Origin of the sequence: Comamonas testosteroni, assembly GCF_014076415.1 — a bacterium.
GTDB classification, from domain to species: domain Bacteria; phylum Pseudomonadota; class Gammaproteobacteria; order Burkholderiales; family Burkholderiaceae_C; genus Comamonas; species Comamonas testosteroni_F.
In genome coordinates this window covers 4,971,149-4,992,920 of the sequence record NZ_CP043568.1, presented here as the reverse complement: position 1 = coordinate 4,992,920, position 21,772 = coordinate 4,971,149, and the positions used below count along the sequence as shown (strand labels likewise).

The window sequence follows — 21,772 nt, the reverse complement described above, 5'->3', positions numbered from 1 at the left end:
TTAAAACGTGAAGCCCAGACGCAGGTGCAGGCGCAGTTGCTGCTCCTGTGCGCCCCAGGCGAGATCTGCTTGAATTGGGCCAACCGGGCTTTTCCAGCGAATGCCGGTGCCAAAACCTACGCGGGTGTAGAGGCGGTTGATGTCATCGCCCACGGTGCCGGCATCGATGAAAACGGCGTGCTCGAAGTCCTGCGTATTGCCCTTGATGGTGATGGGCCGCTGCCATTCCACGCTGCCCATGGCCAGATAGCGACCCGCAATCACACGATCGTTTTCCGTGCGAGCGCCAATAGATTGATAGCCGTAGCCGCGCACCGTGTTGTCGCCACCCGTCAGAAACATGATGGTGGTGGGCAGATCCACATCTTTCTTGGCCATGACGGCGCCGATTCCCGCCTTGAGCTGCAGGCGGCTGTGGCGCCTGGTTTCCTCGTCGCGCTCGCCCAGCGGTATCAGGCTGAGCCAGCGCCCAGTGAGGCGCCCGAACGGCGAGCGCTGCGGCGTCAGCGTGGTGCCAGCACCAGCCTCCAGGGCCAGGCCGAAGCCCGAGGTGGGCAGCAGATTGTTGTCGAAATAGCGGGCCGTCCAGCCATAGTTGGCCAACAGCGAGGAGGCACCGGGCGGAGCACCTGCGCCCTGGGTCTTGGCGTAGTCGTACTGCAGGTACATATTGCGCTCTATGCGGTCCTCGGCCTTGGAGCGGCCAAAGCGCATCTGTGCACTGTTGGTGTAGAAGTCGCCTGCAGGCGCACGTTCGAGCTTGCCGCTGGCAAACCAGCGCCAGAGATCCTCTCCGGGAAGGCCGACCAGCTGCGTGGAGATCAGCGGGTTCTTCCTGTCCAGCTGCAGCTTGCTGACGGCGCGCCAGTTCAGACCGGGGACCTTGTTGTAAGTGTGATCGATGGACAGACGAGGTCCGGTGTCCGTGCTCAGACCCACACCAAACACCCATTTCTGCAGCTTGGCTTCGCGCACCTTGGCAATTACCGGCGAGGTGATGGCTGCACCCTGATTCTTGCGCTGTTCGTCGCGCTCAGCGTCGGTAGCGGCCTGTTGCGGCGAATCGGCCAGGGAGAGAAATACCGAGTCGTAATAGCCGCTGCTGACCAGGCGCTGTTGCGCATCGAGCATGCTTTGCAAGTCATATTCCTGACCTTCCGGAAGGCGCGCAATACGGGCCGTGCGCACCGGGTCGTAACGCTCGGCACCATCAATCTGCAGCGGACCGAACGTATAGGCCGGGCCGGGGTCATAGCTCACGCTGACCTGGGCCTTGTTGGTGTCGGCATCCACATCGGCCAGACTGGTATCTATGCGGGCCAGCGGGTAACGGCGCTTTTGCAACTCCTTGAGACCACCGCTCTTGGCGCTGCTCCAGGCCGATTGCGAGAATTGCTCGCCGGCCTGCAGCGGCCAGGTTTCCTCGATCTGCAGGCGCTGAGAGGTCCCCAGCTCGTCGCTGGCATTGATGCCGGCAAAACGCACCTCGGATTTCTCAATGATGGTGGGTGGGCCCGGATCGACCCTGACCACCACTTTGCGCGGTGCTTCCTCCTCGGGAGTATCGGTCAGCTCCACGGTCACCGTGGGACTGAAATAGCCAAGGGTGCCTATCAGCTCGCGCACGTTGGCATCAGTCGCGCCCAGCAGGCGCGTCAGCTCGCGGCGCTGCAGATCGGGCTGGTGGCGAAAACGCTTGAGTTCAAGATGCTGCTCCAGCAGCGCACGGACTTGTTTGGGGGCATCGACTTCCAGAGTGAAGGCTGGGGGGCCGCTGGTGTCGATGCCCATGGCTTCGGCTTCTTTGTCTTTGGGGGAAAGCAGGCTGCAGCCGCTGAGGAGCAAGGCGGCTCCCAAAAGCAAAGCCGGCCTCAAGGCCGGCTTTTTCAAGGGCAAGGTCTGGGGCATGCCCCTATTTTGACAGCATGCGCATGGCGTCTTCCAAGCCTTTGAGCGACAAAGGGTACATACGGTCCCCCATCAGCTGCTGGATGATGCTGATGCTCTGGCGGTACTGCCATACGCCCTGAGGTTCGGGGTTGATCCAGGCAAAGTGCGGGAAGGCATTCGTCAGGCGCTGCAGCCACTCGGCACCGGGCTCCTCGTTCATGTACTCGACCGAGCCGCCGGGCTGCAGGATTTCATAGGGGCTCATGGTCGCGTCACCGACAAAGATCAGCTTGTAGTCCTTGTTGTACTTGCGAATGATGTCCCAGGTCGGAAATTTTTCGGCAAAGCGGCGGCGGTTGTTCTTCCACATGAAGTCGTAGACACAGTTGTGGAAGTAATAGAACTCCAGATGCTTGAGCTCGCTTTTCACGGCCGAGAACAGCTCCTCCACGCGCTGTATATGCTCGTCCATGGTGCCGCCCACGTCCATGAGCAGCAGCACTTTCACATTGTTATGCCGCTCGGGAATCATCTTGATGTCGAGATAGCCCGCATTGGCTGCCGTGGAGCGGATGGTGTCCGGCAGGTCCAATTCCAGTTCGCTGCCCTGGCGCGCAAACTTGCGCAGGCGACGCAGAGCGACCTTGATGTTGCGCGTGCCCAATTCCTGGGTGTCGTCATAGTCGCGGTAGGCTCGCTGCTCCCAGACCTTGACGGCGCTCTTGTTGCGGCCCGGTCCGCCAATGCGTATGCCCGCGGGGTTGTAGCCGCCATGACCGAAGGGGCTGGTGCCGCCCGTACCAATCCATTTGTTGCCGCCTTCGTGGCGCTCCTTTTGCTCCTCCAGGCGCTTCTTGAGCGTCTCCATCAGCTCGTCCCAGCCCATGGCTTCGATCTTGGCCTTGTCCTCGGGGCTGAGCTCGCGCTCCAGAAGCTTTTGCAACCAGTCCTGCGGAATTTCCTTGGTCAGGTCGGCCAGCATCTCCACGCCCTTGAAATAGGCGGAAAAAGCGCGGTCGTACTTGTCGTAGTGCTTCTCGTCCTTGACCAGAATGGTTCGGCCCAGGTGGTAGAAGTCGTCCAGGCTCCAGCGATCCTCGCTCTTGGGGCCGATGATGCCCGCGTCCAGTGCTTCCAGCAGAGCCAGAAATTCCTTGACCGACACAGGCAGTTTGGCAGCACGCAGGGTATAGAAGAAATCGATCAGCATGAAAAATGCCTCCAGCGCTTATGCAGCGGGTGCATGCTGCTCCAGAAGGTAGAGCAGTTGTGCACGGGCTTCAGGCCATTCGCCACTGCGCATGCTGTACATCACGGTGTCGCGAATCGTGCCGTCGCGGCGCAGAGCATGGCCGCGAATCACGCCATCCTTCTTGGCTCCCAGCCGCTCGATGGCGCGCTGGCTGGCGAAGTTGAAGTTGTCCGTGCGCCAGCCCACCACATGGCAGCCCAGCGTACCGAAGGCATGGGCCAGCAGCAGCAGCTTGGCCGAAGTGTTGACATGGGTGCGCTGAACGCTTTTGGCATACCAGGTGTAGCCAATTTCCACACGGCGAATGGTTGGCACGATGTCGTGATAACTGGTCGTGCCCAGCACCTTGCCGGTGGCATCGTCGAGCACGGCGAACGCAAAGCGGTGGCCCTGGTCGCGGCCTAGCAGCGCGGTTTCGATATAGCTGCGCACCTCGTCAGCCTCGGGCACGGAAGTCACTCGAATCTTCCACAGCTCTCCATCGGCTGCGGCCGCAGCCAGTCCAGGCTCATGGCTCAGATCCAGCGGCTCCAGTCGCACGCCGCGGTCGCGCAAGGTCACAGGTTCTACAAAGGTCATAGCTTGCTCACTCAAAGTGGATTGCGCTTGCTGCGCCAGAGTCGTGCCAGCTTGAGCCCCAGGCCTCCGCCCAGCCCCACCATGGCGATGGCGGCAATGCTGCCGGCACCATAGCCCTGGGCAAACAGGTCAAGGCCCAGCACATGGGACAGGCCCCAGCCCAGCAGGGCTCCACCCACAAAGCCGATGGCGTCGGAGCCGCCTTCCAGCAGCAGTTGTTGTGCGGTGCTCATGGGCTGTGTCTCCTCGGTTCTTCAGGAAGGTTAGCGGTTGCGCTGGTTCATGAAGACCAGCTTTTCAAACAGGCTCATATCCTGTTCGTTCTTGAGCAGTGCGCCAACCAGGGGCGGTACGCTGACCTTGCCTTCCTCGGATTGCAGGGCCGATGCAGGAATTTCCTCGGCGACCAGCAGCTTGAGCCAGTCGATCAGCTCGCTGGTCGAAGGCTTTTTCTTGAGGCCGGGCAGATTGCGCACATCGTAGAAGACCTTCATGGCGGCGCTCAGCAACTCGCCCTGCAGCTTGGGAAAATGAACGTTCACGATCTGGCGCATGGTGTCGGCATCGGGGAACTTGATGTAGTGGAAAAAGCAGCGGCGCAAAAATGCGTCAGGCAGTTCCTTTTCGTTGTTCGAGGTGATGAACACCAGGGGGCGGTGTTTGGCGCGGATCATCTCGTGCGTCTCGTAGCAATAGAACTCCATGCGATCGATTTCGCGCAGCAAGTCGTTGGGGAACTCGATGTCGGCCTTGTCGATCTCGTCAATCAGCAGGGCTACGGGGCGCTCCGCAGTGAAGGCCTGCCAGAGCACGCCCTTGACGATGTAGTTGTGAATGTCCTTGACGCGCTCGTCGCCCAGCTGCGAATCGCGCAGGCGGCTCACGGCGTCGTATTCATACAGGCCTTGCTGGGCCTTGGTGGTGGACTTGATGTGCCACTGCAGCAGCGGCATGTCCAGCGCCTGAGCCACTTCCTCGGCCAGCATGGTCTTGCCCGTGCCGGGCTCGCCCTTGATGAGCAGAGGGCGCTGCAGGGTAGCGGCGGCGTTGACGGCCAGCATCAGATCTTGCGTGGCCACGTATTTGTCGGAACCTTGAAACTTCATGGGCGGTATCAGCGTAAGTATTGATAAGCGTGCGAAATTCTCACTGCCATAATCGTTTGCACTGCAGCAAGGCATTTGAGCACCCGTCTGAACTCTTGAAGGATTGTGCGCGCAAAATGATAAAAACTTGGACCACGGTATTGGCAGTAGTTGTCGCATCAGTGACCGGCATCGCAAACGCTCAGGCTGTCAAGGGCGATGCAAAGGCCGGCGAAGGCAAGATCGCCATGTGCATAGGCTGTCACGGCATCACTGGCTATCAGGCCAGTTTCCCTGAGGTTTACAAGGTGCCGATGATCGGCGGGCAGAATGAGGCCTATATCGTCTCGGCCCTGAATGCCTATAAAAAAGGCGAACGAAAACACCCCACCATGCGTGGCATTGCAGACTCGCTGAGCGAGCAGGACATGGCCGATGTGGCGGCCTTCTATGCAGGTCATGGCAAGGCCAAGGATGGCAAGGCCAAGGAGGCGAACCCGGCCGTCACGGCGCTGCTGCAAAAAGGTGCCTGCTTCTCCTGTCACGGTGAAGGCTTTTCAAAACCCATTGACCCGTCCTACCCCAAGGTGGCGGGGCAGTATTCGGACTATGTTTTCCGCGCCTTGCAGTCATACAAAACCGATGGCAATTCGCTCATCGGGCGCAGCAATGGCGTGATGGCGGGTATTGCCAAGCAGTTCAAGAACGACGAGCTGCAGCAGCTCGCCAAGTACATCGGTAGCCTGGACAGCGAGATGCAGGTAGTGGCGCAGCCGCACTTCCGCCTGGGCCAGAAATAGACCTTGTCTCAGAAAAAGCAAAAGCCCGTGAAGACGGGCTTTTGCTTTTTCTCAACGGTATGCAGCTCAGGGGCCCGGTACGCAGGGCTTGGGAGGCAGAGCTGGAGCCCTCCTGCCGCGATTGTGTCATCTCCCTGCGGAGGCTGCGCGGCGCATCAGGGGGTACTTTTAAAACGGCCGTCAGTGGTGGCCAGGCGCTGAACTCCGGCGACGTACGCCTCGCCATCCGGCGGGCGTCCCGAACGTTGGCTTTCCCAGAGCATCTGGCCCAGGCACTCCATGGCGGCGTGATGGGCGTCATGCAGATCACGCTTTCTGGTCAGCCGTTCCACGGCCTGGCGTATGCCGCGTGGCGAGTCCACGCTGCACTGCTCGCTGATGGACAGATGCATGGACAGGTGCAGAAACGGGTTGGTACGCTCGGTCTCCGCGTCGTAGTTGCGCGCCACGGCGGCATCCACGTCGGAGAGCTCGTCGAAGTACTCGGGGTGCTCGTCTATCCACAGGCTGGCCAGCGTCTCGATGGCCTCCATGGGCGCGCCGCTGATCATCTTGGCGCGCACACCGCAAAAAAATCGCCGTACGTCGGCTTGGCTGGGGTTGAACATGATGGCGCGCAGCGTATCACGGCTGCCGAGCGTCGGCCGGACTGTGGTCTTGCTCGCTGGCCAGGGGCGTATCGGGTGCATCGGCGTTGTCGGCCAGCAGATCTGCACGCTCCTTGGCCATCTGCTCCACCAGTTGCTGGCGGCCCTGCTTGGCCACCGCAATCAGCTGGTTCTTGTCCTTGTAATGCGGGTACATGCGCTCGGCCAGCGCCAGATTGTGCTCCCTGAATCGTGCCGTGATGCGTTTGGCTTCGGCCGGACTCTGACCCAGCAGCTCCAGCACCGACTGGGCCGAGATCAGGCTGGATTCGAAGACTTCGCGCTGGGCATGCTCGACCCCGAGATCGCGCAGGCGGAACCAGTGATCCAGGTCACGGGTACGGGCCACGATCTCGAGGTTGGGGAAATGCTTGCGCACCTGACTGGCTATCTTGAGGGACTGCTCGGTGGTGTCGACGGCAATCACCAGCACATGGGCCTGGGCCGCGCCTGCGATGCGCAGCAGGTCCATGCGTGTGGCATCGCCGTAGAACACGCGGTGGCCATAGATCTGCGCGGCCTCCAGCATTTCCACGCTGTGGTCCAGGATGGTCGGACGTATGCCCTGGGCCAGCAGCACGCGAGCCACGATCTGGCCGTAGCGGCCGAAGCCGGCAATGATGATGGGCGAGTCCTGAGGCTCGGAGATCTCCTTGGCCTTGTCGGAGCCGCATTCCTCATCCTTGATGGTGGAAAAGCGGCGCAGCAGCAGTTTGTCCAGCAGCACCAGCAGCAGCGGGCCCAGCAGCATCGACAGAGCCACGGCCGCGACCAGCATGGAAGACACGCTGTGGCGAAACACCTTGTACTGCGCCGCGGTCTGAAACACCACAAAGGCGAATTCGCCGCCTTGCGCCAGCATCAGCGTGAACACCGGGCGTTCGCGCCAGGGAATCTGCATGAATCTGGCCAGACCGAAGATCATCACTGCCTTCAGTGCAATAAAGCCCGTCACCATGGCGGCCATGGCCCAGGGAGACTGGAGGATGACGCCAAAGTCAATGCTCATGCCCACGGCCATGAAAAACAGGCCCAGCAGCAGCCCTTTGAACGGCTCGATATTGGTTTCCAGCTCGCTGCGGTATTCGCTGTCGGCCAGCAGCACACCGGCCAGGAAGGCGCCCAGCGCCATGGACAGGCCCACCTGCGTCATCAGCATCGCAATGCCCACGACCAGCAGCAGCGAGGTGGCGGTGAAGATCTCGGGGGTCTTGCTGCGCGCAATCCAGCGCAGCAGCGGTTGCAGCAGCAATCGGCCGCCAATGATGACGGCGCCAATCGTGCCCACGGTCTTGAGAATGGCCAGCCAGACATGGCTGTCGCCGTGGCTGGCATGGGCGGCCTTGTAAGCGCCCAGAATCGGAATCAGCGCCAGGATGGGGATGGCCGCCACGTCCTGGAACAGCAGGATGGAGAAGGCGGCCTGTCCGCTGGGAGTGCGCATCAGATTGCGTTCGGCCATGATCTGCAGGCAGACAGCGGTTGACGACAGTGCCAGGCCCATGCCCGCAATCAGGCTGACGCGCCAGGACAGACCAAAGGCCCAGGCGGCCAGAAACAGAATCCCGGTGCAGACCGCCATTTGCGCCATGCCCCAGCCAAAGATCGGTCGCCGCAGCTCCCAGAGGCGCTTGGGCTGCAGCTCAAGTCCGATCACGAACAGCATCAGCACCACGCCAAATTCGGCAAAGTGCAGGATGTCGTCCACATTGCGCACCAGGCCAAAACCCCAGGGGCCCATGGCAATGCCGGCGCCCAGGTAGCCGATGATGGCTCCCAGGCCCAGGGCTCTGGCGATGGGGACAGCCAGAACCGCCGCCGTAAGATAGATGAAGCCGTAAGTCAGCCAGATGGGAGAGCCGTGTTCCATGGGAATGTTATGTGGTGTTAACCCTAGAAAGATTCCATTTTGGCACCCGCAACCAGGCGTCAGATTTTTGACAGAAAGAAAAATGGGACGAATGGTTACCTGGTGCTTATAGCGCCTGGTCAACCATGCGTCTGCAAGTCGGCAGCGCAACTTTTAAGATAGGCGCTTTGTGACTGGCGCTTTAGATCGGCGTTTGGAGTGAGTATGGATTTGCACACCTGGTTTGCTTTTTTTGTGGCCTCCTGGATCATTGCGGTCTCGCCTGGGTCGGGTGCCGTGCTGTCCATGAGCCACGGCCTGTCCTACGGTGTGCGCAAGACCAGCGCCACCATCATGGGTCTGCAACTCGGTCTGCTGCTCATCCTGTTGATAGCAGGTGCCGGCGTGGGCTCGCTGCTCATGGCGTCAGAGTGGGCCTTCAACGCCGTCAAGATCGTGGGCGCCGGCTATCTCATCTATCTGGGCATCAGCCAGTGGCGTTCCGGTGGCTCGCCGTTGGCAACGCAAGAGGCCGTGCCCGAGGCCAGTCTCAAAAAGCGCGTGCTGACGGGCTTTCTGACCAATGCCACCAATCCCAAGGGCATCATCTTCATGGTGGCCGTGCTGCCGCAGTTCATGACCACCAGCCGTCCTCTGGCCCCTCAGTTGGCGATTCTGGCCGTGACCATGCTGGCTGTGGACACCACGGTGATGCATAGCTATGCAGCAGGTGCCAGCGCCTTGCGTGGTCTGATGCGCAGCGCACGCGCCATGCGCAATCAGAACCGCGTCTTCGGCGGCCTGCTGATGGCCGTGGGCACTGGCCTGTTTTTTGTTCAGCGCTCCAGCGAAGCCTGAGCCGCTTTGAAAAGCATAGCTGCCAGTGTATGAGTAGATTGAGCTAGCGGTATATTGGATCGAATGATTTAGGGTAAGCCCCTTGTCCCGCGTCAGACATGGCGCAGGGCAGGGGGCTTCTACATTGGGGGCATGAAAACCTTTCTCTCCTACTCCGAAGTGCTGGCCTCGATTGGGCAGGAAGTCGCCGTCAGCGACTGGATCACCATCACCCAGGCCCAGATTCAAATGTTTGCCGACGCTACAGGCGATCAGCAATGGATTCATACCGATCCCGAGCGTGCGGCCCAGGGGCCGTTCGGTGCACCGATTGCCCATGGTTTTCTCACGCTGTCCCTGCTGCCGAAGTTCTTCGAAGGCACTTTCAAGATCGAAGGCGCCAAGATGGGGGTGAACTACGGGCTCAACCGCGTGCGCTTCATGGCTCCCGTGCCCGTCAACAGCCGCTTGCGGGCTCGCATGACCTTGCAGGCGGCGGAACGCATCGAGCCTGAGGGCATTCAGATGACCTGGCTGGTGACGGTGGAGCGCGAAGGCAGCGACAAGCCTGTGTGCGTGGCCGAGTCGCTGGCGCGCAGCTTTGGTGCTGCGGCCTGATTCGCGGAGTAATTTTCAAGCCATGAAAAAAGCCCCCTGGCTTGCGCCTTGGGGCTTTGTTATTGAGCCGCACCTTGCACAGCAGGGTGCTGCGCAGAGTCTGTCATTCGCCATAGTTGTCCAGCAAACCGGCCTTGCCTGCGGCAATGGTTTCCTGGCGCACCTGCTCACGGCTGAGGTTGCTGGATTGCTGTTGCTGGGACAGGGGCAGATAGGCATCGCCAACGAGCTGCAGCTGGCCCTTGGCCATGGCGTCCTGCACCTGGGCATTGACCTGAGCACGGGTCAGGGTGGATTGACCTGCAACTTCGGGAGGGTAGTGATCGCCGGTGAAGTCAAAGCCTGCGGCCTGTGCAGCGGCGGCGGACATGGCCAGAGTGGCAACGATGGCGAGGCGGTTGGCGTATTTCATGATTCGTCCTTTGGGTACATCGGGCCTGCAGTCCTGGCGGATATCGTCGGTCGGCTGCAAGTCCATGAGTCGTACTTTAGGACGATCTAATTGCGAGAAAAACCCCCTGTTGCGCAACTTATTGTTCCGAAAATAGAGACAATAAGCGGGAACTTAAAGAACCGTCTTGGGCTCTGCAAGGGCAGCTCCCGCGAAACCCTGCTGGCGCCAGGCTTCGAACACCGTCACGGCCACGGCGTTGGACAGGTTCAGGCTGCGCTGAGAGGCCAGCATGGGCAGGCGCAGTCGCTGCTCGTTGGGGAACTGGGCGCGCACTTCGGGCGGCAGGCCCTTGCTTTCAGAACCAAAGACCAGCCAGTCGCCGGCCTTGAACTCCATGGTATGGGCCGGACTGCTGCTATGCGTGGTCATGGCGAACATGCGCTCGCGCTGCGGTTGACAGGTTTCGAGGAAGACGTCCCAGCTGGCGTGGCGGGCCACATTGGCGTACTCGTGATAGTCCAGTCCGGCGCGGCGCATATGCCGGTCTTCCATGGAAAAGCCCAGCGGTTCGATCAGATGCAGGCTGCAACCCGTATTGGCAGCCAGACGGATGACGTTGCCCGTGTTGGGAGGGATCTCGGGCGCCACAAGAACGATATGAAACATGGGGCGCTATTGTGCAGTCCGGCTGTTACCCACGCTGCCGCCTGCGCAGTTCCAGACTGGCGAATATGGGTCAAGGCGTGCGTGCCAGCACGACGGCGCTTACCGATGCAGCGCCGGCCGACAGCAGGCAGTCTGCCAGTGCATCCAGCGTGGCACCGGTGGTCATCACGTCGTCGAGCAGCAAAATCTCCCGTCCTTTCACCAGAGCCTGTCGAGCCGGGGCGAGTCTGAAAATGCCGCGCAGCTGGCGCAGCCTTTGTTCCCGGCTGGAGGCATGTTGGGGCAGCTCCAGATGTTGGCGTTGCACAGCCTCGCTCAGCAAGGGCAAAGGGCTGTCGTATTGCTCCGAGAGAGAGCGTGCCAGCAGCAGGCTGTGGTCAAAGCCGCGCTCGCGCACGCGCTCATTGGAGGCCGGCATGGGCAGCAAGGCATCGCAGGCCCGCAGCAGCTCCCTGACTTCGGGGTGATTGGCCATCAGCCTGCCCAGACTGCGCACAAGCCCCAGATCGGCTTGAAATTTGTAGCGTGTGATGAGGTTTTGCCAGGGGTAGGCATAGTCCAGCACGGCGGTGCAGCGCTTGAGTCGGGGTGGTTGCTTGAGGCAGTTGCCGCATAGGCTGACCAGTGCAGGCAGCGGCAGGGCACAGCTGTGGCAGCGATGCTTGTGCAGAGCCCAGCGTGCATGACAGTCGCGGCAGACGCGTGGCCCCGGCCAGCGTCCACAGACTGCGCACTGGCTGGGCAAGGCATCCAGCCAACGCTGCTGCTGGCGGCGAAGGTGTGAAAGCCATGTCGCATGAAGGTCGGGCATGGAATCAATATACTCGCGCCGCATTGATCTTCACTCCGGCAGTTGGCGAGCGGCTCGCTTGCTCGACTCTCTGCCTGCTTTTGTCTGCCCATGTCCCACGTCCTGCCTCCAACAATCGATTCTGCAGCTGCAAACCATTGGCAAATGGCCGCTCCGGCCGAGTCCCCCTGGTTGCACGAAGAGGTGGCCAGTCGCATGCAGCAGCGCCTGGACTGGATAGTGAAGCCGCCTGAGAAATGGTGCCACTGGGAGCCGGTGCGCGGCGGCATGCAGGCACACCAGTTGCTGCGCGAGCGCTATCCGCAGGCCGAATGCACGATTTATGAACCCGTGGCTCGCCGCGAGGTCGTGGCGCAGGACAAGCTCGGCAGCCGCTGGTGGCAGCTCTCTCGCTGGAAGGGGGCTGCTGCTCACATGACCGCGCCTGCAGACGGCAGCATGGACATGCTCTGGGCCAATATGCTGCTGCATACGGCAGCCGATCCGCAGACTCTGATCGAGCGCTGGCACAAGGCACTCAAGGTCGATGGCTATGTCATGTTCTCCTGCCTCGGGCCGGATACCGTGCAGCAACTGCATCGGCTCTACGCCGAACTGGGCTGGGGGCCGGCAGGTCATACGTTTACCGATATGCATGATTGGGGCGACATGCTGGTGCATTCCGGCTTTGCCGAACCGGTGATGGACATGGAGCGCATCACCCTGACCTTTGCCACGCCGCAGCGTCTGTTGCAGGAGCTGCGCGAACTGGGCCGCAATCTGCACCCCGGGCGTTTTGCCGGCCTGCGCGGTCGTGGCTGGAAGGCCGGGCTGCTGCAGAAAATCGAGGAGCGCTGGGCCGACAAGCAGCCCGATGGCCAGCTCTCGCTGACCTTCGAGATCGTCTATGGCCACGCCTACAAACCGCAGCCCAAGCTGCGTCTGGAAGCAAATAGTGCCGTGTCGCTGGAAGACATGAAGGCCATGCTCAAGCAGCCACGCAACGCGGGTTTGCGATAGCACATCTGTCGTTTTCCGGTCATTGATTCGACACAAAGCTGCCTACAATTTCTCCAAGTTATTTCATGGATAGCAGCAATTCTTCGGGCTTCTCTCCTGCCTGAAGGAAAACAGACAGTGCGGCCCAAGCCGCCAGGGGAGATATCGGGTGTTTCGCTTTGCCAAGGGGACTGGCCAGCGGGTTCGACAGCGGCCGGTTTTCGCATTTCATCATCACCACAAGCCAGCCTTTTGCTGCGCTGACGCATCCCTGTGCCCGGCGGTGGCCGCGGTGCAGGAGCGTCCCATCTTCTTCCCTTCTGTCTTGGCTGTCAGGCCAGTTTCAGCCATCTCCGGCACTTGCCGTGAGATGCGCTTGCCAGTACGAGTTTCAAGTCCGGTCAGGCTTGCCTGCGCAAGCCCGGTTGGCATGAGTTTCCGGTACATGCATTAGTGAATGCGCGCAGACAGTGCTATCAAATTCTGGGGCATGCTGCGTTGAAGTTCGCGAGGTAGTGTGAGTGTCACAGCCTTCTGGCCGGCAGCGGCACGAAGCGGTGTGAGCGAGTGGACAACTGAGGCTTAGAGGTAAGTGAAAACGATGAAAAACATTTCCACCAAGCTGGTTCCCTGGAGTTTGGCCTTGGCGGCGTGGGGTAGTTCCATGGCCTATGCGGCGCAGGATCTGCCGGGAGGCCCTGCCGTCAACCAACTCAATCTGCATCCGCCTGTGACACGCATTGCCGTGGAGCAGCACTGGCTGCACTGGATGATGCTCATCATCTGCACGGTGATCTTCATCGCGGTATTCGGGGTGATGTTCTATTCCATCTGGAAGCACCGCAAATCCCAGGGAGCCAAGGCCGCGAACTTCCATGAGTCGGTCAAGGTGGAGGTGGCCTGGACGGTGGCTCCCTTCATCATCGTGATTCTGATGGCGCTGCCTGCCACCAAGGTGCTGGTGGCACAGAAAGACACGACCAATGCCGACCTCACCATCAAGGCCACCGGCTATCAGTGGAAATGGGGCTATGACTATCTGAGCGGAGAGGGCGAAGGCCTGGGCTTCATCTCCACGCTGGATAACGCCCAGCGCCAGATGTCCAACAGCGGCGATGTGAGCAAGGCGCCCAACGACTATCTGCTGAGGGTGGACAACCCGCTGGTCGTGCCGGTGGGCAAGAAGGTGCGCATCATCACCACGGCCAACGATGTGATCCATTCCTTCATGGTGCCGGCCTTTGGCATCAAGCAGGATGCGATTCCCGGCTTTGTGCGCGATACCTGGTTCAAGGCCGAGAAGACCGGCGACTACTACGGCCAGTGTGCCGAGCTGTGCGGCAAGGAACATGCCTACATGCCCATTCACGTGAAGGTGCTGTCTGCCGAAGCCTACACCGCCTGGGTGGCCGGAGAAAAGAAGAAGCTGGCCGCCAAGGCCGATGATCCGAACAAGGTCTGGGTGCTGGCCGATCTGGTGGCACGTGGCGAAAAAGTCTATGCAGCCAACTGCGCAGCCTGCCACCAGGCCAATGGCAAGGGGGCCGGTCCCATCAAGCCGCTGGACGGCAGTCCCGTGGTGCTGGGCCCCACGGCCGACATGATGCATGCCGTGCTCGAAGGCCGCGCCAACGGTGCCATGCCGGCCTGGAAGCAGCTGAGCGACACCGAACTGGCTGCAGTGGTGACCTTTGCCAAGAACCACTGGAGCAACCAGACCGGCCAGCTGGTGCAGCCCGCCCAGTTCGTGGCTGCGCGTGGCGGCAAGTTTCCTGAAGGCGGAGGCAGTACTGCACCCGCAGCTCCTGCGGCTGACTCCGCCGCCCCTGCGCAAGGCGCAGCCGCTGCGGCCAGCGATGCCGGCCCTTATCAGGTCTTTTTCGAGACCAGCAAGAGCGTGCTGGACGACAAGGCTCAGGCTGCGGTGAAGAAGGCGGCCGAGTACTGGAGTGCCCACAAGGACGGCAAGATTGCCCTGTCGGGCTTTGTGGACTCCACCGGCAATGCCGACAAGAACGCGGAGCTGGCCAAGGAGCGAGCCAAGGCCGTGGCCAAGCTGCTGGAGGACAGCGGCATTGCGGGAGACCGCATCGAGCTGCGCAAGCCCGAGACCATCACGGCTGCTGCAGGCTCGGACCAGCAGGCACGCCGTGTTGACATCACGGCCGCGAAGTAAGCCCCGGGTATAGAGACCGATTGGAGAAAAGAATATGAGCGCCGTAGTTCCTCCCGTCCACACCCATGAGGGCCATGGTCACGACCATGGGCACGACGACCATCACCACGCCATGCCCTCGGGCTGGCGCCGCTGGCTGTTTGCCACCAATCACAAGGACATCGGCACGATGTACCTGCTGTTCTCCTTCACCATGCTGATGGTGGGAGGCATCCTGGCCATGCTGATCCGTGCCGAGCTGTTCGAGCCCGGTCTGCAGATCGTCAACCCCGAGCTGTTCAACCAGCTCACCACCATGCACGGGCTGATCATGGTGTTTGGCGCCATCATGCCGGCCTTCGTGGGCTTCGCGAACTGGATGCTGCCGCTGCAGATCGGTGCGTCCGACATGGCGTTTGCACGCATGAACAACTTCAGCTTCTGGCTGCTGATTCCCGCCGGCATCATGCTGGTGGGCTCGTTCTTCATGCCCGGTGGTGCGCCGGCGGCCGGCTGGACGCTGTATGCGCCGCTGACGCTGCAGATGGGCCCGTCCATGGACACCAGCATCTTTGCCATGCACATCATGGGTGCCAGCTCCATCATGGGCGCGATCAACATCATTGTCACCATCCTGAACATGCGTGCGCCAGGCATGACGCTGATGAAGATGCCGCTGTTTGCCTGGACCTGGCTGATCACCGCCTATCTGCTGATTGCCGTGATGCCGGTGCTGGCCGGAGCCATCACCATGACGCTGACCGACCGCCACTTCGGCACCAGCTTCTTCAATCCTGCGGGCGGCGGCGATCCGGTGATGTATCAGCACATCTTCTGGTTCTTCGGCCACCCCGAGGTCTACATCATGATCTTGCCGGCCTTCGGTATCGTCAGCCAGATCGTGCCAGCCTTCAGCCGCAAGAAGCTGTTCGGCTACACCTCCATGGTCTATGCCGTGGCGGCCATTGCCATCCTGTCCTTCATCGTCTGGGCGCACCACATGTTCACCACGGGCATGCCGGTCACGGGTCAGCTGTTCTTCATGTACGCGACCATGCTGATCTCCGTGCCCACGGCCGTGAAGGTGTTCAACTGGACGGCCACCATGTGGCGCGGCTCCATGAGCTTTGAAACCCCGATGCTGTTCGCCGTGGGCTTCATCTTCGTGTTCACCATGGGCGGCTTCACGGGGCTGATCCTGTCCATGGCCCCCATCGACATCCAGCTGCAGGACACCTATTACGTGGTGGCTCACTTCCACTATGTGCTGGTGGCCGGTTCGCTGTTCTCCATGTTCGCCGGCTATTACTACTGGTCGCCCAAGTGGACGGGCGTGATGTATTCCGAGACACGTGGCCGCATCCACTTCTGGGGCTCGCTGATCTTCTTCAACATCACCTTCTTCCCCATGCACTTCCTGGGACTGGCCGGCATGCCGCGTCGCTATGCCGACTACCCCATGCAGTTCGCCGACTTCAACATGATTGCCTCCATCGGCGGCTTTGGCTTCGGCCTGATGCAGGTGTATTTCTTCCTGTTCGTCGTCTGGCCCGCGATGCGCGGTCATGGCGAGAAGGCATCGCAAAAGCCCTGGGAAGCGGCCGAAGGCCTGGAATGGGAAGTGCCTTCTCCGGCTCCGTTCCACACCTTCGAGACGCCGCCCAAGCTCGATGAAACCGCCACCAAGGTGATAGCCTGAGGAGGCGCATATGACGACGCAGGAACAGCGCAAGGCGAACCTGAGGCTGGGACTGATCCTGGCCTCCACGGCTGCCGTGTTCTTTATCGGCTTTGTGGTGAAGATGGCCTGGCTGCATTGAGGCAGCCCGATGGCAACCGATTGGAGGAGCTTGAGGTGAGCATAGCCAAGGAAAACGCGAAGATGGTGGGCAAGCTGGCGATCGTTGCCCTGGGCATGTTTGCGTTCGGCTATGTGCTCATTCCCATCTACAAGCATATCTGCGAGCTGACGGGCATCAACATCCTGTCGCTGTCCGAAAAGCAGGTGCCCGGTGCCGGCGTGGCGGGCCGCGACGTGAAGCTTCCGCCCAACAGCCAGATCGACACCAGCCGCACCATCACCGTGGAGTTCGATGCCAATGCACGCGGGCCCTGGGACTTCAAGCCGGCCCTGCGTTCGGTGCAGGTCCACCCCGGCGAGCTGGCCACGGTGATGTACGAATTCCAGAACGTGCAGAACCGGCGCATGGCTGCTCAGGCCATCCCCAGCTATGCGCCGCGCCAGGCCACGGCCTACTTCAACAAACTGGAGTGCTTCTGCTTTTCGCAGTACACGCTGGAGCCCGGCGAGAAGCGTGAGTGGCCGGTGGCCTTCGTCATCGATCCGCGCATCTCCAAGGATGTGAAGACCATCACGCTGTCCTATACATTCTTCGAGGTCGGTGGCAAGACCCCGGCAGCGCCCGAAGGCAGCACGGCTGCAGTCGTCACGCCAGGAGGCAGCTCATGACACAGGATGTCAAGAAGACCGGATTCTGGCGAAGCATTGTGGCCGTCGCCTGGGCCATGCTGGGCGTGCGCAAGGGCAAGGAGTACGAAAAGGATTTCGCCAGCATCACGCCGCTGCATGTGATTGCCGTGGGGCTGGTGGCGATTTTTGCCTTGGTATTAGCGTTGATATGGATCGTCAACCTGGTCGTTTAGCCTTTGCTGAAACAGGTGTGGCGAATGCAGTGCAAGTGATAGTGGAGCGTCGGTCAAAACAACGATCAACAGAGTCAGGAGCCGAGTGATGAGTGCAACCCCGCAGGGCGCAACCCCTTACTACTATGTGCCAGCCGAATCCAGCCATCCCGTGATGGCGGCCATCGGTCTGTTCTTTGTGATTCTGGGCGCAGGCACCTGGATCAATGGTCATGACTGGGGAATGTATTCCCTGTTCGTCGGTCTGGTCTGGTGGCTGGCCGTGCTGTTTGTCTGGTTCCGCGATGCGGCGCGCGAAAGCGAGGCCGGTCTCAACAGCCGCAAGATCGACCTGTCCTACCGCTGGAGCATGAGCTGGTTCATCTTCTCGGAGGTGATGTTTTTCGGCGCCTTCTTCACCGCGCTGTGGTGGGCACGCGCGCACTCGGTGCCGGCGCTGGGCAGTCTGGCCAACGAGCTGCTGTGGCCCAACTTCCAGGCCGTGTGGCCCAGCGTTGCCCCCGGTGCCACGGCGTCGCCCGCGAATATCGTCGAGCCGTTCAAGACCGTGGGGCCGTTCTGGCTGCCCACCATCAACACGGCGCTGCTGCTGAGTTCGGGCGTGACGCTGACCATCGCCCACCATGCGCTGCAGGTCAACAACCGGGCGCGCTGCATCAGCTTCATGTGGATGACGGTGATTCTGGGCTTTGTCTTCCTGTGCGTGCAGGGCTACGAGTACCACCATCTCTACAACGACTACAACCTCAAGCTCAACTCGGGCGTATTCGGCTCCACCTTCTACATGCTGACGGGCTTTCACGGCTTCCACGTGCTGGTGGGCATGCTGATGCTGTTCTTCATCACCATCCGTCTGATGAAGGGAGACTTTACCGACAAGCACCATTTCGGCTTTGAAGGTGCGGCCTGGTACTGGCACTTTGTGGATGTGGTCTGGGTCTTTCTTTACATTCTCGTGTACTGGATGTAAGACTCTCAAAAATAGAAGCGTCTTGCGCAAGGCCGGCATGGAGTTCAGCATTAAACAACGCTGAACTCCATGAAAGGCAGGCGCAAGGCGCTTTTATTTTGGGAGCGCAAAAAGCGCTCAAGCAAGCCGGCTATTGCCCGGGCTGCCAGCCCGTGGGCTGTATCCATCCCATCTTGGCAGCCAGCAGAACGCAGAGAAACAGCGCAATCGACAAAGCCACGCGAAGGGCCAGGGCGCGGAACATCTTGCGGCTGCGCTCGGCATCGTCGGCCTCCGAGCTTTCGCTGCCGTCGCCCCTGCGCATCATGAAGAACAGCGCACTGCCAAGGCTCGCCAAAATGGCGAGAAAAGCGAGAATGATCACGAATTTCATGAACGGATTATCTGGTGCGCATTTCCCGATTTCCAGACCTCTGGCGGTTTCTCCTGATCTCCCTGGCGGCCCTGGCCTGCGTGGCCGTCACTGCATCGCTGGGCGTCTGGCAGCTGGGCCGGGCAGCGCAGAAGCAGGCCATCTTTGATGCCATCGAGCGCCAGCAGGCGCTTCAGCCCTGGCATAACGCAGAGCTGGCCGCCGAGGTGCCGCTGGCAGCCGAATCCATTGACGTAGCGCAGCAGGCGAAGCTGCTGCATCGCACTGTGCAGCTGCAGGGCCAGTGGCTGGCCGAGCAGACCGTGTTTCTGGACAACCGGCAGATGCAGGGCCGGGCCGGCTTCTACGTGCTCACGCCATTCAGGCTGAATGCGCCTCACGGACACAGGGTCGTCGTCGTGCAGCGTGGCTGGGCACCGCGCAATTTCATGGACCGCGCCGTCCTGCCCGAGGTGCAGACACCTGCAGGCATGGTCAGCATCGAGGGCAGGCTGCAAGCGCCGCCATCCAGGCTGATGGAGCTGGAGGCTGCCCATGGCGGGGCAGACCCTGATGGGCAAAAGTCGCGCATCCGACAGAATGCAGACATTGCCCAGTGGGCGCAGCAAAGCGGCTTGCCGCTGCTGGGGCTGAGCGTGGTGCAAAGCGGCAGCGCCAGCGAAGGCTTGCAGCGCGACTGGCCGCAGATCAATGCCGGTGTGCAAAAGCACTACGGCTATGCATTTCAGTGGTTCGGACTCAGTGTCTTGGTGGTGTTGCTCTATGTCTGGTTTCAACTCGTCCGACGCTATTACCCCGGCCGCCACGCAGCGCGGCCACAGTGATGAACCGCTGAGCTTTGCGGTTCACAGCCTGCCCGATCCCGCGCAGAGCCAGACACGGCAGATGCAGCAGGCGCGTAGCGGTCGCTGGAAGATGCTGGCCGTGCTGCTGGTCTGTGCAGCTCCGGTGCTGGCCTCCTACTTCACCTACTACGTATTGCGTCCTACGCAGCAGCGCAGCTATGGCGAGCTGATTGCCGAGCAGCCCGGCCTGCCCGAAGTGCAGGCCACGACGCTGGACGGCCGCAGCGTGAATCTGAACAGCCTCAAGGGCCAGTGGTTGCTGATCAGCACCAGTGCCGGGGACTGCGGACAGCGCTGTCAGGATCATCTCTATCTGCAGCGCCAGCTGCGTGAAACCCTGGGTCGTGAAAAAGACCGGCTGGACTGGGTCTGGCTCATCAGCGACCAGCAGCCCGTGCCTGAAAAAATCTTGCCGGCTGCCGAGCAAGCCACAACGTTACGTGTACCTGCAGCAGTCATCGGCAACTGGCTCAAGCCCGAGGCCGGGCATGCGCTGGACGAGCATCTGTATGTGGTCGATCCGCAGGGCCATTGGATGATGCGCTTTCCGGCAAGCATGGACAAAGCCGCGGCAGGCAAGGCCAAGCGCGATCTGGAGCGGTTGCTGCGCGCTTCCGCCTCGTGGGACGAGGCTGGGCGAGCCACGGCCGACACGGTGCAGAAATAGCTGTTGAAGCCCGCGATAGCCGGCTCTCGCAAGCGCTATCAGCGATCTGAATCATGGTCAGCGAGGAGGTCCGCATGCAGGCAGAAATCTCGGATTTGAAAGGTGCTGTTCCAGACGCCATGGCGGCTTCTTCGCGCTGGGCACAGTACCACGCGCTGACCAAGCCCAAGGTGGTGCAGCTCATCGTCTTTTGCGCCTTCATCGGCATGGTGCTGGCCGTGCCGGGCGTTCCCGGCTGGCAGGATTGGGGCCGCATGCTGGCGGCCTGCGCAGGCATCTGGCTGGTGGCTGCGGCAGCAGCGGCGTTCAACTGCCTGGTCGAGCGCGGCATCGATGCGCGCATGAAGCGCACGGCCTGGCGGCCTACGGCGCGCGGCGAGCTCTCGCATTCCCAGGCCTTGCTGTTTTCGGCCTTGCTGTGCGCAGCAGGTGCCGCCATCTTGCTGCTGGCCGTGAATGCTCTCACGCTATGGCTGACGCTGGCCACCTTCATTGGTTACGCAGTGATCTATACCCTGGTGCTCAAACCTTTGACGCCGCAGAACATCGTCATCGGCGGGGCATCGGGTGCCATGCCGCCCGTGCTGGGCTGGGCGGCGATGACCGGACAGGTAGGGCATGAAGCCCTGCTGCTTTTTCTCATCATCTTCCTCTGGACGCCGCCGCATTTCTGGGCGCTGGCGCTGTACCGTGTGGAGGATTACCGTCGCGCCGGTCTGCCCATGCTGCCGGTCACGCATGGCAATGCCTTCACGCGACTGCAGGTGTTTCTCTATACCCTGGTGCTGTTTGCCGGTTGTCTGCTGCCTTTTGTGGTGGGAATGAGCGGTTATCTCTACCTTTTTGCCGCAGTGATTCTGGGGTTGGGCTTTTGCGGTTATGGTTGGGCACTGCTGCGCAACTACTCGGATGCGCTGGCACGCAAGACCTTCCGCTTTTCCCTGATCCATCTGAGCCTGCTGTTTGCTGCGCTGCTGGTGGATCACTACCTAGCCTGACTGACCATGGATAAACGAGCTGTGCTGCGCGTACTCGGTGCTTTAGGCGCCGCAACACTGGCCGGTGCGGCCACATTGACATTGACTGGCTGCAAGGACGATAAAAAGCCCAAATTTCAGGGCGTGGATGTGACGGGCGCAGACTATGCCAAGGACATTCCGCTCACCGATGTTCACGGGAAAAAGCGCAGCCTCAAGGATTTCTCGGGCAAGGTGGTGGCTGTGTTCTTCGGCTACACCCAGTGTCCCGATGTCTGCCCCACCACGCTGCAGGAACTGCTTGAAGTAAAGCAGGCCTTGGGAGCCGATGGCGACAAGCTGCAGGCCGTGTTTGTGTCGCTGGACCCCGAGCGTGATACGCCTGAAGTGCTCAAGGCCTATCTGGCCAATTTCGACGAGAGCTTTGTGGGGCTCAGCGGTACGGCAGACGAGATTGCTGCCGTGGCCAAGGATTTCAAGATTTTCTTCAAGAAGGTGCCAGGCAAGGTCGAAGGAACTTATACCCTCGATCATTCGGCCGGTACCTATCTTTTCGATCCCCAGGGCCGGTTGCGTGTGTACGAGCGCTACGGCGCGGGGCCGCAGTTGCTGACTCAGGACGTGAAGACACTGCTGGGCTGAAGCGGTTGCGACCAGCAGCATTGGTTTTGGGTTCTGAAATTTATTGTTACATGTTGGTGTTTGATATAGCGCA

25 protein-coding genes are annotated in these 21,772 nt (G+C 60.9%); 14 read left to right on the top strand and 11 right to left on the bottom strand.

What is annotated here, in order from left to right; genetic code table 11:
• From F0P97_RS23030 to F0P97_RS23010, 5 genes are all read right to left on the bottom strand, one after another.
• Positions 1–1,791 carry an autotransporter assembly complex protein TamA gene (locus F0P97_RS23030; RefSeq protein ID WP_182284466.1) on the bottom strand — a complete coding sequence of 597 codons (1,791 nt, stop codon included), beginning with the start codon at positions 1,789–1,791 and terminating at the stop codon, positions 1–3.
• Positions 1,792–1,912: 121 nt separating this feature from the next.
• Positions 1,913–3,100, bottom strand: coding sequence for a vWA domain-containing protein (locus F0P97_RS23025; protein WP_003071236.1), 1,188 nt, complete (start codon positions 3,098–3,100; stop codon positions 1,913–1,915).
• 18 nt (positions 3,101–3,118) lie between these two features.
• A complete protein-coding gene (locus tag F0P97_RS23020) occupies positions 3,119–3,721 on the bottom strand; it encodes a GNAT family N-acetyltransferase (protein ID WP_182284465.1) in 603 nt (200 codons plus the stop codon).
• An 11-nt stretch (positions 3,722–3,732) separates the two neighbouring features.
• The gene (locus F0P97_RS23015) at positions 3,733–3,954 is read right to left on the bottom strand and encodes a hypothetical protein (protein WP_003071240.1); all 222 of its coding nucleotides are present in this window, start codon (positions 3,952–3,954) and stop codon (positions 3,733–3,735) included.
• Between the two features lie 30 nt (positions 3,955–3,984).
• Complete coding sequence (locus F0P97_RS23010) at positions 3,985–4,827, bottom strand: AAA family ATPase (protein ID WP_182284464.1); 843 nt, start codon at positions 4,825–4,827, stop codon at positions 3,985–3,987.
• 116 nt (positions 4,828–4,943) lie between these two features.
• On the opposite strand from F0P97_RS23010, the gene F0P97_RS23005 reads away from it, so the two are divergent.
• Positions 4,944–5,606: a c-type cytochrome gene (locus tag F0P97_RS23005; RefSeq protein ID WP_182284463.1), complete on the top strand. Its 663-nt coding sequence runs from the start codon at positions 4,944–4,946 to the stop codon at positions 5,604–5,606.
• A 155-nt stretch (positions 5,607–5,761) separates the two neighbouring features.
• Here F0P97_RS23005 and F0P97_RS23000 read toward each other — a convergent pair whose 3' ends face one another.
• Both F0P97_RS23000 and kefC read right to left on the bottom strand, forming a co-directional pair.
• A complete protein-coding gene (locus F0P97_RS23000) occupies positions 5,762–6,214 on the bottom strand; it encodes a DUF1841 family protein (protein WP_182284462.1) in 453 nt (150 codons plus the stop codon).
• Between the two features lie 16 nt (positions 6,215–6,230).
• The gene (kefC, locus tag F0P97_RS22995; protein ID WP_182284461.1) at positions 6,231–8,123 is read right to left on the bottom strand and encodes a glutathione-regulated potassium-efflux system protein KefC; all 1,893 of its coding nucleotides are present in this window, start codon (positions 8,121–8,123) and stop codon (positions 6,231–6,233) included.
• Positions 8,124–8,327: 204 nt separating this feature from the next.
• Between kefC and F0P97_RS22990 the strand changes: the two genes are divergently transcribed.
• Positions 8,328–8,960, top strand: coding sequence for a LysE family transporter (locus F0P97_RS22990; protein WP_003075471.1), 633 nt, complete (start codon positions 8,328–8,330; stop codon positions 8,958–8,960).
• Positions 8,961–9,092: 132 nt separating this feature from the next.
• Complete coding sequence (locus F0P97_RS22985; RefSeq protein WP_182284460.1) at positions 9,093–9,557, top strand: MaoC family dehydratase; 465 nt, start codon at positions 9,093–9,095, stop codon at positions 9,555–9,557.
• A 103-nt stretch (positions 9,558–9,660) separates the two neighbouring features.
• Here F0P97_RS22985 and F0P97_RS22980 read toward each other — a convergent pair whose 3' ends face one another.
• The 3 genes from F0P97_RS22980 to F0P97_RS22970 all read right to left on the bottom strand — a co-directional run bounded on the left by F0P97_RS22980 (position 9,661) and on the right by F0P97_RS22970 (position 11,428).
• On the bottom strand, positions 9,661–10,035 hold the full coding sequence (locus F0P97_RS22980; protein ID WP_232538032.1) for a DUF4148 domain-containing protein: 375 nt from the start codon (positions 10,033–10,035) through the stop codon (positions 9,661–9,663).
• A gap of 87 nt (positions 10,036–10,122) precedes the next feature.
• On the bottom strand, positions 10,123–10,617 hold the full coding sequence (gene trmL / locus F0P97_RS22975) for a tRNA (uridine(34)/cytosine(34)/5-carboxymethylaminomethyluridine(34)-2'-O)-methyltransferase TrmL (RefSeq protein WP_182284459.1): 495 nt from the start codon (positions 10,615–10,617) through the stop codon (positions 10,123–10,125).
• A 70-nt stretch (positions 10,618–10,687) separates the two neighbouring features.
• The gene (locus F0P97_RS22970) at positions 10,688–11,428 is read right to left on the bottom strand and encodes a ComF family protein (RefSeq protein WP_232538031.1); all 741 of its coding nucleotides are present in this window, start codon (positions 11,426–11,428) and stop codon (positions 10,688–10,690) included.
• A gap of 144 nt (positions 11,429–11,572) precedes the next feature.
• On the opposite strand from F0P97_RS22970, the gene F0P97_RS22965 reads away from it, so the two are divergent.
• The 7 genes from F0P97_RS22965 to F0P97_RS22940 all read left to right on the top strand — a co-directional run bounded on the left by F0P97_RS22965 (position 11,573) and on the right by F0P97_RS22940 (position 18,195).
• Entirely contained in the window at positions 11,573–12,427 is an 855-nt protein-coding gene (locus F0P97_RS22965) for a class I SAM-dependent methyltransferase (protein WP_232538030.1), read from the top strand.
• Between the two features lie 580 nt (positions 12,428–13,007).
• Positions 13,008–14,582, top strand: coding sequence for a cytochrome c oxidase subunit II (gene coxB, locus F0P97_RS22960; RefSeq protein ID WP_182284456.1), 1,575 nt, complete (start codon positions 13,008–13,010; stop codon positions 14,580–14,582).
• 34 nt (positions 14,583–14,616) lie between these two features.
• Positions 14,617–16,260, top strand: a complete 1,644-nt coding sequence (ctaD, locus tag F0P97_RS22955; RefSeq protein ID WP_182284455.1) for a cytochrome c oxidase subunit I — start codon at positions 14,617–14,619, stop codon at positions 16,258–16,260.
• 10 nt (positions 16,261–16,270) lie between these two features.
• Complete coding sequence (locus tag F0P97_RS27745; RefSeq protein ID WP_232538029.1) at positions 16,271–16,381, top strand: cytochrome oxidase small assembly protein; 111 nt, start codon at positions 16,271–16,273, stop codon at positions 16,379–16,381.
• A gap of 35 nt (positions 16,382–16,416) precedes the next feature.
• On the top strand, positions 16,417–17,031 hold the full coding sequence (locus tag F0P97_RS22950) for a cytochrome c oxidase assembly protein (protein WP_182284454.1): 615 nt from the start codon (positions 16,417–16,419) through the stop codon (positions 17,029–17,031).
• Entirely contained in the window at positions 17,028–17,225 is a 198-nt protein-coding gene (locus F0P97_RS22945; RefSeq protein ID WP_003071276.1) for a DUF2970 domain-containing protein, read from the top strand. The genes F0P97_RS22950 and F0P97_RS22945 overlap by 4 nt, the downstream gene beginning before the upstream one ends.
• 88 nt (positions 17,226–17,313) lie before the next feature.
• Positions 17,314–18,195 (top strand): cytochrome c oxidase subunit 3, encoded by an 882-nt coding sequence (locus tag F0P97_RS22940; RefSeq protein WP_182284453.1) that lies wholly within the window; start codon positions 17,314–17,316, stop codon positions 18,193–18,195.
• 130 nt (positions 18,196–18,325) lie between these two features.
• On the opposite strand, the gene F0P97_RS22935 is transcribed toward F0P97_RS22940, so the two are convergent.
• Positions 18,326–18,568, bottom strand: a complete 243-nt coding sequence (locus F0P97_RS22935; RefSeq protein ID WP_057093433.1) for a twin transmembrane helix small protein — start codon at positions 18,566–18,568, stop codon at positions 18,326–18,328.
• Between the two features lie 14 nt (positions 18,569–18,582).
• Here F0P97_RS22935 and F0P97_RS22930 point away from each other — a divergent pair, with 14 nt between their 5' ends.
• The 4 genes from F0P97_RS22930 (at position 18,583) to F0P97_RS22915 (ending at position 21,699) form a co-directional block, all read left to right on the top strand.
• A complete protein-coding gene (locus F0P97_RS22930) occupies positions 18,583–19,392 on the top strand; it encodes an SURF1 family protein (protein WP_182284452.1) in 810 nt (269 codons plus the stop codon).
• The gene (locus F0P97_RS22925) at positions 19,331–20,080 is read left to right on the top strand and encodes a hypothetical protein (protein WP_182284451.1); all 750 of its coding nucleotides are present in this window, start codon (positions 19,331–19,333) and stop codon (positions 20,078–20,080) included. Before F0P97_RS22930 ends, F0P97_RS22925 begins: the two co-directional genes overlap by 62 nt.
• Positions 20,081–20,154: 74 nt before the next feature.
• On the top strand, positions 20,155–21,078 hold the full coding sequence (gene cyoE / locus F0P97_RS22920) for a heme o synthase (RefSeq protein ID WP_182284450.1): 924 nt from the start codon (positions 20,155–20,157) through the stop codon (positions 21,076–21,078).
• A gap of 6 nt (positions 21,079–21,084) precedes the next feature.
• A complete protein-coding gene (locus F0P97_RS22915) occupies positions 21,085–21,699 on the top strand; it encodes an SCO family protein (protein WP_182284449.1) in 615 nt (204 codons plus the stop codon).
• Positions 21,700–21,772: the final 73 nt, after the last annotated feature.

What these genes read in the sequence shown, in the direction of transcription:
- F0P97_RS23030 (WP_182284466.1), bottom strand. Translation starts at nt 1,791, where the DNA reads ATGGGCATCGACACCAGCGGCCCCCCAGCCTTCACTCTGGAAGTCGAT.
- F0P97_RS23025 (WP_003071236.1), bottom strand. Translation starts at nt 3,100, where the DNA reads ATGCTGATCGATTTCTTCTATACCCTGCGTGCTGCCAAACTGCCTGTG.
- F0P97_RS23020 (WP_182284465.1), bottom strand. Translation starts at nt 3,721, where the DNA reads ATGACCTTTGTAGAACCTGTGACCTTGCGCGACCGCGGCGTGCGACTG.
- F0P97_RS23015 (WP_003071240.1), bottom strand. Translation starts at nt 3,954, where the DNA reads ATGAGCACCGCACAACAACTGCTGCTGGAAGGCGGCTCCGACGCCATC.
- F0P97_RS23010 (WP_182284464.1), bottom strand. Translation starts at nt 4,827, where the DNA reads ATGAAGTTTCAAGGTTCCGACAAATACGTGGCCACGCAAGATCTGATG.
- F0P97_RS23005 (WP_182284463.1), top strand. Translation starts at nt 4,944, where the DNA reads ATGATAAAAACTTGGACCACGGTATTGGCAGTAGTTGTCGCATCAGTG.
- F0P97_RS23000 (WP_182284462.1), bottom strand. Translation starts at nt 6,214, where the DNA reads ATGTTCAACCCCAGCCAAGCCGACGTACGGCGATTTTTTTGCGGTGTG.
- kefC (WP_182284461.1), bottom strand. Translation starts at nt 8,123, where the DNA reads ATGGAACACGGCTCTCCCATCTGGCTGACTTACGGCTTCATCTATCTT.
- F0P97_RS22990 (WP_003075471.1), top strand. Translation starts at nt 8,328, where the DNA reads ATGGATTTGCACACCTGGTTTGCTTTTTTTGTGGCCTCCTGGATCATT.
- F0P97_RS22985 (WP_182284460.1), top strand. Translation starts at nt 9,093, where the DNA reads ATGAAAACCTTTCTCTCCTACTCCGAAGTGCTGGCCTCGATTGGGCAG.
- F0P97_RS22980 (WP_232538032.1), bottom strand. Translation starts at nt 10,035, where the DNA reads ATGGACTTGCAGCCGACCGACGATATCCGCCAGGACTGCAGGCCCGAT.
- trmL (WP_182284459.1), bottom strand. Translation starts at nt 10,617, where the DNA reads ATGTTTCATATCGTTCTTGTGGCGCCCGAGATCCCTCCCAACACGGGC.
- F0P97_RS22970 (WP_232538031.1), bottom strand. Translation starts at nt 11,428, where the DNA reads ATGCCCGACCTTCATGCGACATGGCTTTCACACCTTCGCCGCCAGCAG.
- F0P97_RS22965 (WP_232538030.1), top strand. Translation starts at nt 11,573, where the DNA reads ATGGCCGCTCCGGCCGAGTCCCCCTGGTTGCACGAAGAGGTGGCCAGT.
- coxB (WP_182284456.1), top strand. Translation starts at nt 13,008, where the DNA reads ATGAAAAACATTTCCACCAAGCTGGTTCCCTGGAGTTTGGCCTTGGCG.
- ctaD (WP_182284455.1), top strand. Translation starts at nt 14,617, where the DNA reads ATGAGCGCCGTAGTTCCTCCCGTCCACACCCATGAGGGCCATGGTCAC.
- F0P97_RS27745 (WP_232538029.1), top strand. Translation starts at nt 16,271, where the DNA reads ATGACGACGCAGGAACAGCGCAAGGCGAACCTGAGGCTGGGACTGATC.
- F0P97_RS22945 (WP_003071276.1), top strand. Translation starts at nt 17,028, where the DNA reads ATGACACAGGATGTCAAGAAGACCGGATTCTGGCGAAGCATTGTGGCC.
- F0P97_RS22940 (WP_182284453.1), top strand. Translation starts at nt 17,314, where the DNA reads ATGAGTGCAACCCCGCAGGGCGCAACCCCTTACTACTATGTGCCAGCC.
- F0P97_RS22935 (WP_057093433.1), bottom strand. Translation starts at nt 18,568, where the DNA reads ATGAAATTCGTGATCATTCTCGCTTTTCTCGCCATTTTGGCGAGCCTT.
- F0P97_RS22925 (WP_182284451.1), top strand. Translation starts at nt 19,331, where the DNA reads ATGTCTGGTTTCAACTCGTCCGACGCTATTACCCCGGCCGCCACGCAG.
- cyoE (WP_182284450.1), top strand. Translation starts at nt 20,155, where the DNA reads ATGCAGGCAGAAATCTCGGATTTGAAAGGTGCTGTTCCAGACGCCATG.
- F0P97_RS22915 (WP_182284449.1), top strand. Translation starts at nt 21,085, where the DNA reads ATGGATAAACGAGCTGTGCTGCGCGTACTCGGTGCTTTAGGCGCCGCA.